The organism is Pseudomonas sp. GL_091 (genome assembly GCF_057837725.1).
In genome coordinates, this window is the sequence record NZ_CM174451.1 from 671,721 (window position 1) to 686,229 (window position 14,509).

10 protein-coding genes are annotated in these 14,509 nt (G+C 61.8%); 6 read left to right on the plus strand and 4 right to left on the minus strand.

The features are described 5' to 3' along the window. Window positions 1-87 precede the first annotated feature (87 nt). From AC3ITY_RS03005 to gcbA, 3 genes are all read right to left on the minus strand, one after another. Window positions 88-1,833 carry a protein-disulfide reductase DsbD gene (locus AC3ITY_RS03005; RefSeq protein WP_489307555.1) on the minus strand — a complete coding sequence of 582 codons (1,746 nt, stop codon included), beginning with the start codon at window positions 1,831-1,833 and terminating at the stop codon, window positions 88-90. A gap of 187 nt (window positions 1,834-2,020) precedes the next feature. After that, the gene (locus AC3ITY_RS03010; RefSeq protein WP_489307556.1) at window positions 2,021-3,967 is read right to left on the minus strand and encodes a methyl-accepting chemotaxis protein; all 1,947 of its coding nucleotides are present in this window, start codon (window positions 3,965-3,967) and stop codon (window positions 2,021-2,023) included. Between the two features lie 52 nt (window positions 3,968-4,019). Next, complete coding sequence (gene gcbA / locus AC3ITY_RS03015) at window positions 4,020-5,690, minus strand: diguanylate cyclase GcbA (protein ID WP_489307557.1); 1,671 nt, start codon at window positions 5,688-5,690, stop codon at window positions 4,020-4,022. 486 nt (window positions 5,691-6,176) lie between these two features. Here gcbA and AC3ITY_RS03020 point away from each other — a divergent pair, with 486 nt between their 5' ends. From AC3ITY_RS03020 to AC3ITY_RS03045, 6 genes are all read left to right on the plus strand, one after another. After that, a complete protein-coding gene (locus tag AC3ITY_RS03020; RefSeq protein WP_007991285.1) occupies window positions 6,177-7,244 on the plus strand; it encodes a DUF2333 family protein in 1,068 nt (355 codons plus the stop codon). A 3-nt stretch (window positions 7,245-7,247) separates the two neighbouring features. Further along, window positions 7,248-7,805 (plus strand): NUDIX hydrolase, encoded by a 558-nt coding sequence (locus tag AC3ITY_RS03025; protein ID WP_489307558.1) that lies wholly within the window; start codon window positions 7,248-7,250, stop codon window positions 7,803-7,805. A gap of 290 nt (window positions 7,806-8,095) precedes the next feature. Continuing rightward, on the plus strand, window positions 8,096-8,467 hold the full coding sequence (locus AC3ITY_RS03030; RefSeq protein WP_008016777.1) for a translation initiation factor Sui1: 372 nt from the start codon (window positions 8,096-8,098) through the stop codon (window positions 8,465-8,467). Window positions 8,468-8,686: 219 nt separating this feature from the next. Beyond that, entirely contained in the window at window positions 8,687-10,600 is a 1,914-nt protein-coding gene (gene speA / locus AC3ITY_RS03035) for an arginine decarboxylase (protein ID WP_223461702.1), read from the plus strand. 233 nt (window positions 10,601-10,833) lie between these two features. Continuing rightward, the gene (locus tag AC3ITY_RS03040; RefSeq protein ID WP_489307560.1) at window positions 10,834-12,153 is read left to right on the plus strand and encodes a type VI secretion system Vgr family protein; all 1,320 of its coding nucleotides are present in this window, start codon (window positions 10,834-10,836) and stop codon (window positions 12,151-12,153) included. Next, the gene (locus AC3ITY_RS03045; RefSeq protein ID WP_489307562.1) at window positions 12,150-12,962 is read left to right on the plus strand and encodes a DUF4123 domain-containing protein; all 813 of its coding nucleotides are present in this window, start codon (window positions 12,150-12,152) and stop codon (window positions 12,960-12,962) included. The genes AC3ITY_RS03040 and AC3ITY_RS03045 overlap by 4 nt, the downstream gene beginning before the upstream one ends. 36 nt (window positions 12,963-12,998) lie before the next feature. Here AC3ITY_RS03045 and AC3ITY_RS03050 read toward each other — a convergent pair whose 3' ends face one another. Beyond that, window positions 12,999-14,348, minus strand: a complete 1,350-nt coding sequence (locus tag AC3ITY_RS03050; RefSeq protein WP_489307563.1) for an MATE family efflux transporter — start codon at window positions 14,346-14,348, stop codon at window positions 12,999-13,001. Between the last annotated feature and the right edge of the window lie 161 nt (window positions 14,349-14,509).

Below are 14,509 nucleotides of genomic sequence, written 5' to 3' on the forward strand. Positions count from 1 at the left end.
CTATGCCGCAAAGCCTTTGTGACTGTCCAGTTCTCTGCAATAGGCAGCACGATGACCGATGTTTGCGCGAAATATATGACTGCTTGATTAAATTTGGTCATTCGCCCTGGCAACACGTTCGGCGAAGTCCTTGGCGTTGATCTCGCCGATCACCCGCACATCGGCGCGTTCGACGCCGTCCTTGCCGAAAAACATCAGGGCCGGCGGGCCGAACAACTGGTAGCGGTCGAGCAGGGCGCGTTGCTCGGCGTTGCTGGCAGTGATGTCGAAGCGGACCAGTCGGTAACCCTTGAGGCGTTCGACGACGACAGGGTCATCCAGCACCTCATGTTCGATGACTTTGCAACTGATGCACCAGTCGGCGTACCAGTCGAGCAGCAGCGGGGTGCCGGATGATCGTGCGTCGGCAAGTGCGCGGTCCAGATCGGCCGGCGTGCTGACGGTTTGCCAGGTGCTGGCGTTTTGCGCTTGTCCGCTGTTGGCAACGATACGGAGCTGTCCGATCGGGTTGAATGGGTCGGTCTGGCCGCTGAAGGCGCCGTACCAGCAGGCCAGTGCGTAAAACAGCAAGAACATGCCGAGCAATTGCCCCAAGCGTTTGCGCGGTGGTTTATAGACGAACTCCAGCGCCCCCATGAACAAGCCGACACCTCCGGCCAGCAAACCGATGAGCAGCAAGGTGACCTGACCCGGCAAGACACGGCTGAGCAGGCCGACGGCCAACCCGAGCAATAACACACCAATCGCATTTTTCACGTAGACCAGCCACGGACCGCTTTTCGGCAGCCAGGCTGCGCCGCCGGTGGCCACCAGCAACAGCGGTGCGCCCATGCCGAGGCCGAGCATGAACAGTTTCAAACCGCCGCCCAGTGCATCGCCACTGGCGCTGATGTACAGCAGCGCACCGGCCAATGGCGCCGAAACGCAGGGTGAAACCAGCAGGCTGGAGACCACGCCCAACACCGCGGCGCCCCACAGTGACCCGCCTTCGGTGCGGCCGGCGATGCGGTCCAGGCGACTGCTGATGGCGTGCGGCAACTTGAGTTCGAAGACGCCGAACATCGCCAAGGCAAACACGGCAAAAAACATCGCGAACGGCACCAGCACCCAGGCCGATTGCAGTCGCGCCTGCAGATTGAGCTGGGCACCGAACAGGCCCATCAGGGCTCCGAGCAGGGCAAAGCAGGCGGCCATCGGCAGCACATAGGCCAGCGACAGATTGAAACCGCGCCAACCACCGACCTGGCCCCGCAACACCACGCCCGACAGGATCGGCAACATAGGCAGCACGCATGGCGTGAACGTCAGGCCAAGGCCTGCGAGGAAAAACAACGCCAGTTCGCGCCAGCTCCATGGATAAGCCAGTGCCGGAGCGCCGCTGCCATCGATGCTCAGGCGCTCGGTTTCGGGTGGATAGCACAGGCCTTTGTCGGCGCATCCCTGATAGGTCACGACCAGGGTGAAGGCGCGTTGGTCGGTGCGCGGCAACTCGACGTCGAGAATGCCGTGGTAGACCTCGACATCGCCGAAGTATTCATCGTGCTTTTTCTGACCGTCGGGCAGTTTCGCCGCGCCGAGGACGACATCGGCCGGATCGGCGCGAAATTGAAAGCGGTGGCGGTAGAGGTAATAACCTTCGGTGGCGACGAAACGCAGCTTGATCGATTGCGGCGTGCTGTCTACCAGACTCAGCTGGAAAGCTTCGCGCACCGGCAGGAAGTCGGCGCTGTTGTTGATCGAGCCCAGGCTTGAGCTGGGTCGGTTCTCCAGCAAGCCAGTGGCGCTGGCCGGCAGGGCGAACACTAAAAACAGCAGGCAGAGCAAACGGCGCATGACGATCTCGCGTATCGGAATTGGGGGGGATGATAGCGGACGGCGGCGTGGTATGCAGGAGGGGAGTCTGAGGTGTTTGTTCTGACGCCATCGCGAGCAGGCTCGCTCCCACAGGGGATCTGCGCCGTGCACAAATAAAATGTGGGAGCGAGCTTGCTCCGGGCGGCGTTCCGACGATGGCGGTCTGTCAGACGCGAAAAGCCTGAACGGCCGTACGCAATCGCCCACCCAGCACCAGCAAGTTCTCCCCTTGCTCACGCCCTTTGCCGATACGCAGCAGGTTATCCCCACCCAACTGATGAATCCGCTCACTGTGGTCACGGATCTCGCTGACAGCGCCGCTTTGCTGGGCAGTGATATCGGCGATGCGTACCGCCGTGTCGGAAATGGTCTGGATCGCCCCGACGATTTTATCCAGCGCGCCATCAGCGGCCTGGGCCTGGCTGGCCGTGGCTTCGGCGTGTTCGACCTGGGCGCGCATACCTTCCACCGATTGTCGCGCGGCGGTTTGCAGCCCTGCGATCAGCGTCTGGATTTCTGCCGTGGCCCCGGCGGTACGTTGCGCCAGTGAGCGCACCTCTTCGGCCACCACCGCAAAGCCTCGGCCCATTTCCCCGGCCCGGGCCGCCTCGATGGCGGCGTTCAAGGCCAGCAGGTTGGTCTGGTCGGCAATCGAGCGGATCACCGTCAACACGCCGCCGATGGTGGCCGACTCTTCGGCCAGGTGTTCGATCATCTGTGCATTGCCTTGTACTTCATCCACCAGAGCGTGCAGGCCGGTGAGACTCAGGCCGATGACTTTCTGCCCGTGTTCTACGGCCAGACCGGCGTGGCGGCTGGCGTCGGCGGCTTGGCTGGCATCGCCGGCGACTTGTTGAATGGTCGCTTCCAGTTCGCTGAGGGAGTCGCGGATCAGTGCCGTGTCGCCGGCCTGGTGCTCAGCGCCGTCATGCAAGTCGTTGCTCAGGTCGGCCAGGGTCCGGCTGCTGCCGGCCACCTGTTCGGCGTTGCGGCGAATGGTCCCCACCAGGTCCACCAGATAAGCGCGCAAGCGGTTGAGCGAGGCTTCAATGTCATGCAATTCGCGATTGGTGTTGCCCAGTTGAATGTCGCGGCTGAAGTCGCCTTCGGCCCAGGTCGACAGGGCCGGGGCGAGGTTGGTCAGGGTCCGGGCCAGTTTGCGCTGCAAGGTGTCGATCAGCAGTGCGATCAACAGAATCAAACCGATCATCACGCCTTGCATCAGCCGCACTTCACCCTGGATCTGCCCGTGCTGGGCGCGCACCACCGGTTCCAGCCCGGCAATGGCCTGCTGCACGTCGGCGATTTTCACGTGGGTCGCGGTGCTGAGGTCGGCGCGTTTCCGGATTTGATCGCGAGTGCGCGAGAGCTCGGCCGGGTAGCGGGTGAGCAGGCTGTTGAGCTCGCGCTTGAGGCCGACGCCGGCATCTTCGGCGACGGTTTTTTCCTTGCTCTCAAGGCCCATCATCGAGGCGAAATCATCGGTGTTCGATTCGCTGCTGGTGGTCACGCCGAGCAATGGCTGGGCGTCCAGTTTTTCGGCCTGGGCACGGATGTTGGCCACTTCACGTTCGACATCGGCGGCCAGTTCACTGCGGCCGCTGCTGACCAGTTTGTCCCTGGCCAGGGACAACCTGCCCAGGTGCTGCGATGCGGTGAGCAGCGGGGTCAGGTAGGCCGCATTGCCACTGGCGTACTGGCTGAGCTGATCGAGACTGGCACCGAGTTCGCGCTCAGCCTGCAGCAGCAGGGCTTGCGGATCGCCTGCCAGTTTGCCGGCGGCCAGCAGGTCGGTTTTGCTGAATTCTTCAAGGGACGACAGGCTGGGGCGCAACGTCCCGGCCAGGGCTGGTGGCAATTCGTCGAGTTCTTTTTTCAGGCTGTCGATGCCTTGGGCGGCACTGCTCAGGCGTAGCGCATCACCACTGCCCAGGTAATCCTCGACGTTGCGGGCGACGTCATTCTGAAACTGCTGCGACAGGCCCAGGTAGCGCTCCATTAATAGATACGGACGCTCAAGGGCTTTCTGCGACCACCACAGCGTAGCGCCGAGGGCCACACACACGGCCACCAGAAGGAGGGTATTGAGATTGGTCAGCAGCTTCAGGCGCATTACGGACTACCAACGGCAGAAATGGTAAGCGCCTGAAGTTATTGCGTTTCTGTTACAGGGTTATGACCGAATGGGTCGATTGAGATGAAAAAGTGGCACTTTGCTTTGACGTCAGTGCCGCCTGGACGCGGTTGCGTCCGGCGCCTTTGGCACGATACAGCGCCTCGTCTGCCTGATTGGCCATCAACAGACTGTCAGAGTCTTCGCACAGTTCGACCACCCCGGCGCTGAAGGTGCACCACAGATCCTGCGGCTGGGCGGGGTAGTGGATTTCGGCAAAGCGCTGACGAATTTCATCCAGTACGTTCCAGGCCGCTTCGAGGTCGGTGTCGGGCATGACGATGGCGAATTCTTCGCCGCCGTATCGACCGATGAAGTCGGTTTTGCGCAGGCGTTGCTTGAGAAACAGCGCCAGGCTCTTGATCACCCGGTCGCCCATGGGGTGGCCGTGGCTGTCATTGACCCGTTTGAAGTGGTCGATGTCGAGCATGGCAAAGCTCAGCGGCCTGGTTTCGCGGCGGGCGCGGAACGAGCAGTCTTCGAGCAATTGCAGGATATGCGTGTGGTTGTACAGGCCGGTGAGGCTGTCGCGGACCATCCGTGCCTTGAGGTGGCGGGCTCGCGCCGCGCGGTTGCGCACGGTGGTGATCAGGTGCCGGGGCTTGATCGGTTTGGTCAGGAAGTCATCGCCGCCTTCGCTCATGGCGTCGAGCTGCTTGTCCAGGTCGTCTTCGGCCGACAGGTAAATGATCGGCACGCTGACGTAGCGGTCGTTATGGCGAATCACCTTGGCCAGTTCCGTACCGGTGCAGGCCGGCATGTACATGTCGAGGATGATCAGGTCCGGCTGGAAGTCCGCCAGTTCGGCCATGGCCTGGATCGGCTCGATCAGCGTGCGGGTGACGATCCCGGCGCTGTTGAGCAGGCGCTCGGTGTGCAAGGCCTGGGCGCGGGAATCGTCGATGATCAGCACTTTATAAGGTTCGTACTGGGCGACGCAGGTCAGGACTTCGATCTTCTCCAGCAGGCTCGACGCTTCGAGGGTGCCGGTGAGGAACTCCTGGCCACCGGCACGCACGGCGGCCAGGCGGGTCGGGGTGTCGGTTTCGTGCAGGCTGAAGAACAGCAGCGGCAGCTGATGATCGAGGCCTTCCTGGGCTTCGGCGGCCAGTTTCAGGCCGATGCCGGTGCCACTGAAATCCACGTCCATGACAATCGCCGCCGGCAAGCGCTCAACCATCGATGAGCGAAACGCATCTACGCTGTCCAGGGACTGGGCGCTGAGGCCGAAGAATTCCAGTTGTTTGGCCAGGCGCTCGGCGCGGTCGTGATCCTGCAGCATCACGTAGATGGGCTTGCGCAGCGGTGGCAGGAAGGTTTGATCGAGTTGGTCGCCATGGCGCAGGCCGGTGCGTGACAGGCGCTGCATCAAACGGTTGAGGTCGGTGATCAGGCCACTGCTCAGGCGTCCGCGATTGGCGTCGACCGCCTCCAGGGACTGGCCGATGTGGCGTGCCAGTTGCATGTGTTCCGGTTGTTCGAAACGCTCGGCGAAACGCAGCAGGCGCAGATTGGCCTCGCTCAGTTCCGAAAGGTCGGCGGTGGACCACTCACTGCGTTGCAGGCGCTGCCATATCTCAAGAATCTGACGAGCCTGATGAATTACCCGCTGGGCAAAGTGGTGCTTGAGGCGCTCGCGGCTGGGGTCTTCTGGCTCGGTCATATCCTGACTACTAGTTAGGGTGCACACTGAGGTCGAGTGGTGGCTCTATGCTAGCACCACTTTTCCATTGCATGAGTGCTGTACGTCAATAATCTGCAATGTGACTTCATTCAGTTTGTGACTGAGCGGTCCGGTTCTAGCCGTTGAAGTCGCGGTGTGCAGGGGCGAAGTGCTTGAATCAGGGCACTTGGCGGGCGTGGGGTGGGAATGGGCGAGTGACTGAATTTAGGCCATTCATGATTTTTTGCCAGTGCCGATCGGCCCGGTTTTTTGGATTTCAGAGTGTCGGGGATCCCCTTAGTGTGGCAATCCAAACCATTAGTGGGTGGGGTTGAGGACCGCAGCGTTGTCGGGTGGGCAGGAACGCTTTTTATCCGCAAGCCCGGTAATTTTCCGCATCGGTGCAATGGCGGGTGCCGGGCCAAGGCACGTTGTTGTATGGTTGTGGTCGAACCGTTGAACTCAAGAGCTTGAAAGGATATCGCCATGCTGGACTGGAAGAACCGCACAGGCAGTGCGCCTGAACGTGCCGCTGAACCGAAGTCGGAGACCCGCAGTTATCTGGGCGGTCTGTTGTTCAGCCGGGCGCTGGCCACTCTGCTGGGCATCTACCTGTTGGTGGCGAGTGTCCTGGGCTGGTACTGGAGCCAGGAGCCGGCGCTGTTCCCGGTCCAACAAACCGCGCAATTGGCGGCCGAGAAAGAAGGCAAGCAGATGGTCGTCGGCTACACCACGGTGGAAACCCTCAAGACCGTTGCCGGCACCTTGCTGACCAAGCCGGGCGGCTATATTTCCAACGACCGATTCCCGCCAGGCCTGTGGATGGACAACATGCCGAGCTGGGAATATGGCGTGCTGGTGCAGGTTCGCGACCTGAGCCGGGCACTGCGTAAAGACTTCGCCCGTTCGCAGTCGCAGTCCGCCGAAGACGCCGACCTGGCCAAGGCCGAGCCGCGTTTCAACTTCGACAACAAGAGCTGGGTGCTGCCGTCCAGTGAGTCCGAGTACCAGGAAGGCATCAATTCCCTGAGCCGCTATCAGGCGCGCCTGTCCGATCCGAACCAGAAGAGCGCGTTGTTCTATGCCCGCGCCGACAACCTGAACAACTGGCTGGGTGACGTCGGCACCCGTCTCGGCTCGCTGTCGCAACGGCTGTCGGCCAGTGTCGGCCGGGTCAAGCTCAACACTGCGCTGAAGACCGAGGTGGTGACGCCGGGTGTGGCGCCGCAAGTCGATGAAGAAATCGTCGAAACTCCATGGCTGCAGATCGACAACGTGTTCTACGAAGCTCGCGGCCAGGCCTGGGCCTTGTCGCATTTGCTGCGCGCCATCGAAGTCGATTTCGCCGATGTGCTGGCCAAGAAGAACGCCACGGTCAGCGTGCGCCAGATCATTCGTGAACTGGAAGCGTCGCAGGAGCCGGTGTGGAGCCCGATGATCCTCAATGGCAGTGGCTTCGGCGTACTGGCGAACCACTCGTTGGTCATGGCCAACTACATTTCCCGGGCCAACGCCGCGGTGATCGATTTGCGTCAATTGCTCAATCAGGGCTGAGTCATGGTCGATAATGCAAGGGAGGCCGCGCACCGTGCGGCCTCCGATGCCGAACAGATCGTCTGGGTCGACGAGCAGGACAACCTGCTCGGCGCCCTGGTCCGTTCCGATTTGCGCGAGCGCGGGCTGATCGGGCGCGGCACCTACATCATGTTGTTCAACTCCGCTGGCGAGTTGTGCGTCCACCGGCGCACCCTGAGCAAGGCGATCTATCCCGGTTTCTGGGACGTGGCGGCGGGGGGCATGGTGCTCGCCAGTGAAACCTACGCCGAGTCGGCGGCAAGGGAGCTGGAGGAAGAACTGGGAGTGAGTGGCGTGGAGCTGACCGCCCATGACCACTTTTTCTTCGAGGACACCGGCAATCGCCTGTGGTGTTCGGCGTTCTCGGCGGTGTGGGACGGCCCGTTGATCCTGCAACCGGAAGAGGTGCTCGAAGCGCGCTTTATCCCTATCGATCAGGTCATGCTGGAAATCGAGCAAAAGCCTTATTGCCCGGACTCTCTGGCCGCGTTGAAGCGCTATTTGCGCTCACGCCGGATCGACGTCGCAAAACAGCTATAAATTGGCGCCGATTGGCTCTTAGCAATCGGCGTTTTTGCCGTTACACTGCGCGACCTTTTCAAACTGAACCGGTATTGCTTTTTCTGTAGGAGCGAGCTTGCTCGCGATGGACGTCAACGATAACGCGCGGTATCAGACAGCACGTGTTGTCCGTGGGTTTTTCGCGAGCAAGCTCGCTCCTACAAGGGTTGTACCGTTTCAGTAGCGCTGCCCCTGCCTGAGTGGGGCTTCGCGGTCGATAGCCTTCCCAAGTGCTGCGACCAGTCTTTGTCCTCCCAAGAGGATTGCCGGTGGCCAAAAAAGCCGCATCCTTCGCCGCCCTGGGCGGCCTGGTATTTTCCACCGACGCAGGTCGTCATTGCCCGGAATGCAGTAAACCGGTGGACGCCTGCATCTGCAAACAGACCGTTATCCCGGCCGGCGACGGCATCGCGCGCGTGCGTCGCGAAAGCAAGGGCCGTGGCGGCAAGACGGTGACCACCATCACCGGCGTGCCGTTGGCTGAAGACGCGCTCAAGGAACTAGGCACAACGTTGAAGAAACGTTGCGGTACCGGTGGTGCGTTGAAAGACGGTGTCATCGAAATCCAGGGCGATCATGTCGAGCTACTCTTGGCAGAACTGATCAAGCTCGGTTTCAAAGCGAAGAAGTCCGGCGGCTAGCAGCCTCTGTGAAAACCACCCGCGGCTTGATCCGGTCCTGATGGCATTCAGGTCTGGCGTCGTCACCATGGTTTTCACAGAGCCTGTTCATGACCGGTTTCTAAACTCGTTGCGGTCGGCGGGGTCTACAGCCTCGTTGACGAACCGTCATTTTCATTCTTTAGACTGCGCCGGCCTGAACCCAGGCGACGCACTATGACTTCTTTATAGGGGACTTCGATGTCCGTACGACGCACACGCAAAGACGATGGCAGCCAATGGACAGTTGCGGACAGCCGCAGTGTTTACGGGATTCGCCATTGGGGGGCCGGGTATTTCGCGATCAATGACGCCGGTCGCGTCGAAGTTCGTCCGAACGGTCCGAGCAGCTCGCCTATCGACCTGTACGAGCAAGTCGACCAGCTGCGCAAAAGCGGCCTGTCCTTGCCGTTGCTGGTCCGTTTCCCGGACATCCTGCAGGACCGCGTGCGTCAGCTGACCGGCGCGTTCGATTCGAACATCGAGCGTCTGGAATACCAGAGCAAGTACACCGCGCTGTACCCGATCAAGGTCAACCAGCAAGAAGCGGTGATCGAGAACATCATCGCCACCCAGAACGTTTCCATCGGCCTGGAAGCCGGCTCCAAGCCTGAGTTGCTGGCGGTGCTGGCGCTGGCGCCGAAGGGCGGCACCATCGTCTGCAACGGCTACAAGGACCGCGAGTTCATTCGCCTGGCGTTGATGGGCCAGAAACTCGGCCACAACGTGTTCATCGTGATCGAGAAAGAATCCGAAGTCGGTCTGGTGATCGAAGAAGCCAACTCGCTCAAGGTCAAGCCTCAGGTAGGCCTGCGCGTGCGCCTGTCGTCCCTGGCGTCGAGCAAGTGGGCGGACACCGGCGGCGAGAAATCCAAGTTCGGCCTGTCGGCGGCACAACTGCTGTCGGTGGTCGAGCGTTTCCGCGCGGCCGGCCTGGACCAGGGCATCCGCCTGCTGCACTTCCACATGGGTTCGCAGATCGCCAACCTCGCTGACTACCAGCACGGCTTCAAGGAAGCGATCCGTTACTACGGCGAACTGCGCAACCTTGGCCTGCCGGTGGATCACATCGACGTCGGCGGTGGCCTGGGCGTGGACTACGACGGTACGCACTCGCGTAACGCCAGTTCGATCAACTACGACATGGACGACTACGCCGGTGTCGTGGTCGGGATGCTCAAGGAATTCTGCGATGCGCAGAGCCTGCCGCACCCGAACATCTTCTCCGAAAGCGGCCGTTCCCTGACCGCGCACCACGCCATGCTGGTGATCCAGGTGACCGACGTCGAGAAACACAACGACGACGTGCCGCAGATCGAGAACAAGGAAGCGCTGCCGGAGACCGTGCAGTGGCTGGTAGACCTGCTGGGCCCGACCGACATCGAGATGGTCACCGAAACCTACTGGCGCGCCACGCACTACATGAGTGATATTGCCTCCCAGTACGCCGACGGCAAGTTGACCCTGGCCGAGAAAGCCCTGGCCGAGCAGTGCTACTTCGCCGTTTGCCGTCGTCTGCACAACTCGTTGAAGGCCCGCCAGCGTTCCCACCGTCAGGTGCTGGACGAACTCAACGACAAACTGGCCGACAAGTACATCTGCAACTTCTCGGTGTTCCAGAGCCTGCCGGACACCTGGGCCATCGACCAGGTCCTGCCGATCATCCCGCTGCACCGTCTCGACGAAGAGCCGCTGCGTCGTGCGGTACTGCAAGACCTGACCTGTGACTCCGACGGCAAGATCAACCAGTACGTCGACGAGCAGAGCATTGAAACCAGTTTGCCGGTGCACGCGCTGAACGAAGGTGAAGACTACTTGCTGGGTGTGTTCCTGGTCGGTGCCTACCAGGAAATTCTCGGCGACATGCACAACCTGTTCGGTGACACCGACTCGGTGAACATCTACCAGAACGCCGACGGCAGCGTGTACCACGCCGGTATCGAAACCCACGACACCATCGAAGACATGCTGCGTTACGTGCACTTGTCGCCGGAGGAACTGATGACTCATTACCGCGACAAGTGCGCCAGTGCCCGCATCAGCGCAACCGAGCGCACGCAGTTCCTCGATGCCTTGCGTCTGGGGCTGACCCGTTCGTCTTACCTGTCTTCTTGAGGTAAGGCGCCGCACACATCAGGTTGTCTGAAAATTCTCCGTACGTTGCGGAAAACTCAGATGACCTGGTGCGGCGCTTCTTCTTTTTCAAGCGAAATGACCCACAGACCGGGCTATCCAAGCGATGTGGTCTTCTTTTCGCGTAGGTCATTTCCTAAGTTGTACTTCGGCACTCTACTCGGCCATGTCTCTCAGCGAGAATCCCCGGCCGCCCCTCCTGTAGAGAATCGCCGATGTTCGATCCAGTCAACGAGCCTCCATTTCGTCTGGATGTAGCTGGTCTTCCCGACCCCTTTGAGGTCTTGGCCTTTACCGGCAGTGAAGCCATCAGCGAGCCGTTCGTGTTCGACCTGGAACTGCTGATCGATGACCCGGTGCTTGACCTTGCCAGTTTGCTGTACCGCCCGGCCTCCCTGCATTTCGGGCCAGCCGGATGCCACGTGCATGGACAATTGCATGAACTCGTCCAGCGTGATCATGCCTCGGGACCCCGACTCTGCCAGGTGCGCCTGGGGCCAAAATTGGCTTGTCTGGCCCAGCGCTTCAGCCAACGAGTCTTCAGTGCCCGTTCCGTGCCGCAAATCCTTGACCAGGTGCTCAAGGAGCACGGTATTACCGGCAAGGATCGACGCCTGGAGCTGGGCGGCGAATACCCTCCCCGGGATTTTTGCACGCAATATCGCGAGTCAGACCTGCAATTTCTCCAGCGACTGTGCGCCCAGGAACGGCTTCACTACCACTTCGAACACCAGGCCTGCGGGCACTGTGTGGTGTTTGGGGATGACCAGCAGCATTTTCCAACCGGCGAACCTGCGGTATTTCGCAGCGAGGGCGATCGGCCGGCGGTGCGGCAGTTCGAACGTCAGCGATGTGGTGGGACAGCGGGGCAGTGTGCCGAATGCCGCACGGACCTGGCGACCTTGCGCAGCGGTCGGCTGATGCCGCTGTCCGGTCATTCGGTTGCCGATTGCAATCGGCTCTGGCTGCTGACCCGCGTCGAGCATTGGGGCAGCCAGGATACGCCGACGCCTTACCACAATCAGGTCCGTGCCCTGCACTGGCCGGCACCCTTCGAGCGCCCCTGTGCGACGGTCAAACCACAGATGCATAGCCTGCAACGGGCGTGGGTCGTCGAGGTCGATGAACCAAGCCCCGACCCCGCAAGGCCGGTACCGGTGCAATTCGACTGGCTTTACCAGGGCGAAGGGGCGACGCCCAGTCATTGCTGGCTGCCCCTGGCCAGGCAGTTGCAGGCCGCGACGTTTTCGCCACTGCGCGAAGGAACCGAACTGGTTGTGAGTTTTATCGAGGGCGACCCCGATCAACCGCAGATAACCGGGGTGCTGCATGCACCGGCAACGATCGAGGTGACGGACGCTGACACCCCTCAGCCCATCTGCGCCCATGATGAGGGTCTGGAGCAATGGTTGCGCTCGGGAGAGCCATTACTGGTGTTGTGCCTGCTGCCCGGCGGTGGCAGCTTCAACCATTGCGCACAGGCGTTGTGCACCTGTCGTCTGGTGACGAAGCTTGGCCAGAGCTCTGGAGCATGAGCACCACACGCACGCCCGAGGCTCCCCCGCAGTGGCTGTTGCTGGATGTGCCGACCGCGCCGCAGGCGGGTGTCACACTTCGGCAGATGTTTGCGCAAGCCCGGTGGTCCGGGTTGTTCGAGGGTACGGAGTGGCATGTGCTGCATGAGCAGGGACCACTCCTGGTCGATCTGCGCACCTGCCCGGCACTGGCCGATCTATGCATCGTCGACGGACAACGCTGGCCCGGATTACTGATGGCCAGCGAGGCCGGGGCTGCGTCGTTGCTGGCGCATTTGCGGCGCATGCTCACGGTTACACTTGGCCTGCACCGGGCCCTTTTGAGTTACTACAATCCAACCACGGCCAGTTATTTTTTCGATGCCTGCGATGCCGTTGAACTGAGTCGCTGGCTAGGACCCATCCACCAGTTACGCTGGTTCGGCGGCAGTTGGGCCGATCGTGCGATGGGATGTGAGGGCTGGCAGCGCTTGTCCAACCCCGGGCTGGCAGTCAGCCCGTTGGCAGTCGAGGAAAGCCTCAGCGCCGGGCAACAGGGGAAACTGCAAACCTGCCTGCTCGAACAGCATGCCTGGCGCTGGAACCGATCCACCGGTGCCGATTTCCCCCGCCTGTGGGCCCATGTGCAGGAGGGGGTGGCACTGGGTTTCAGCGAGCGCCCGGTGCTTGATGGCTGGATATGGCTACGCTTGCAGTATCCCGACGCCGTGCCCGTGCAGCCGTTGCCGGGCGGGACTCAACAGGAACGCCTCAATAACCTGCGTCACTTGTGGCAGAACGACCGACCCTGGCCAAGAGGTCGAAATTGATGAAGAGGTCTCGGCGTTTGTCGGGGCCTCGCCCGTTCAGTGAGTGCTGCTGGCGAACCAGCCATCGTTACGGCGCAGGCGCCAGGCGATCACGCCGAGGGTCAGACTGCGCAGCAGCATGAACAACAGAAAGGTTGTCCACAGGCCGTGGTTGCCCCCGCCTTGCAGCGCCCAGCCGAAAGGCAGCACCAGCGCCACTGTCAGCAACATGCCGTTGCGCATTTCCCGGGCGCGGGTGGCGCCGATGAACAGGCCGTCGAGCAGGTAACTCCAGACGGCAATCAGCGGCAGTACGGCGAGATAGGGCAGGTAGATGAATGCGGTGTCGCGCACACTCTGAATGTCGGTCTGCATCTCGATGAATAGATGCCCGGCGAACAGAAACAACGCGGCAAAGCCCAGGCTTGCCAGCAGCGACCAGCCAACAGCCACCACCAATGAACGGCGCAGGGCATCGCGGTCACGGGCGCCAAGCGCATGTCCGCACAGGGCTTCGACAGCGTGGGCCAGGCCATCGAGGGCGTGGGCGGTCAGCAGCAATCCGTTGAGCAGCAGGGCATTGGCCGCGACCGTGGCGTCGCCCAGCCGTGTGCCTTGCACCGTGATCAGGAAAAACACCGATTGCAGCGCCAGGCTGCGGATGAAGATGTCGCGGTTGACCGCCAGCAATGGCCGCCAACTCTGCCACAGCGCCAATGCCGCCCAGACGATGTGCCCGGGGTAGGCGCGCAGGGCTTTGCGCGTCATCAGCAAGCCGATCAGTGCACCGGTCCATTCGGCGATCACCGAGGCCCGGGCCGCACCGACCACGCCCCATTCCAGGCCGAGGACGAACCACAGGTTCAGGGCAATGTTGACCAGGTTGGTGCTCAGCAGAATCGCCAGGGGCGCCCGGGCATTCTGGGTGCCGAGAAACCAGCCGACCAGTGCATAACTGGCGAGCGCCGCCGGCAGGCCGAACAGGCGGGTATGGAAGAACTCGCGGGTCAGTTGATCTAGCTCCGCCGACGGTTGCATGAAGTGCAACGCGACCCCGCTCAACGGTACACCCACCGCACCCAGGACCACGGCCAGGCCGATGGCGAGCAGCAGGCCTTGCAACAGAATCTGCCGCAAGGCCGCGCCATCGCCGCGTCCGGCCGCCTGGGCGGCGAACCCGGTGGAGCCCATGCGTAGAAAGCCCATGGCCCAGGCGAGGAAGGTGTACAGGCTGGCCCCGACCGCGACGGCGCCGAGTTGATGGGCGTGGGGCAGGTGACCGATGACGGTGCTGTCGACCAATGCCACCAGCGGTACGGAAATGTTCGAAAGAATCATCGGCGCAGCGAGTGCCCAGACCCGGCGATGGGTAGGGCGGTCGCGCCAGTCGGCGGTCAGGTTGGACATGCAGGCTCCTTGGGGGAGCGGGCATTGTAGCGGCACATCAAGGGCAAGCCGCGATCAATTGTGGGAGCGAGCCTGCTCGCGATAGCGGTGTGGCAGACACTCATATGTCGTATGTGCCGGCATCATCGTCGGAACGCCGCCCGGAGCAGGCTCGCTCCCAC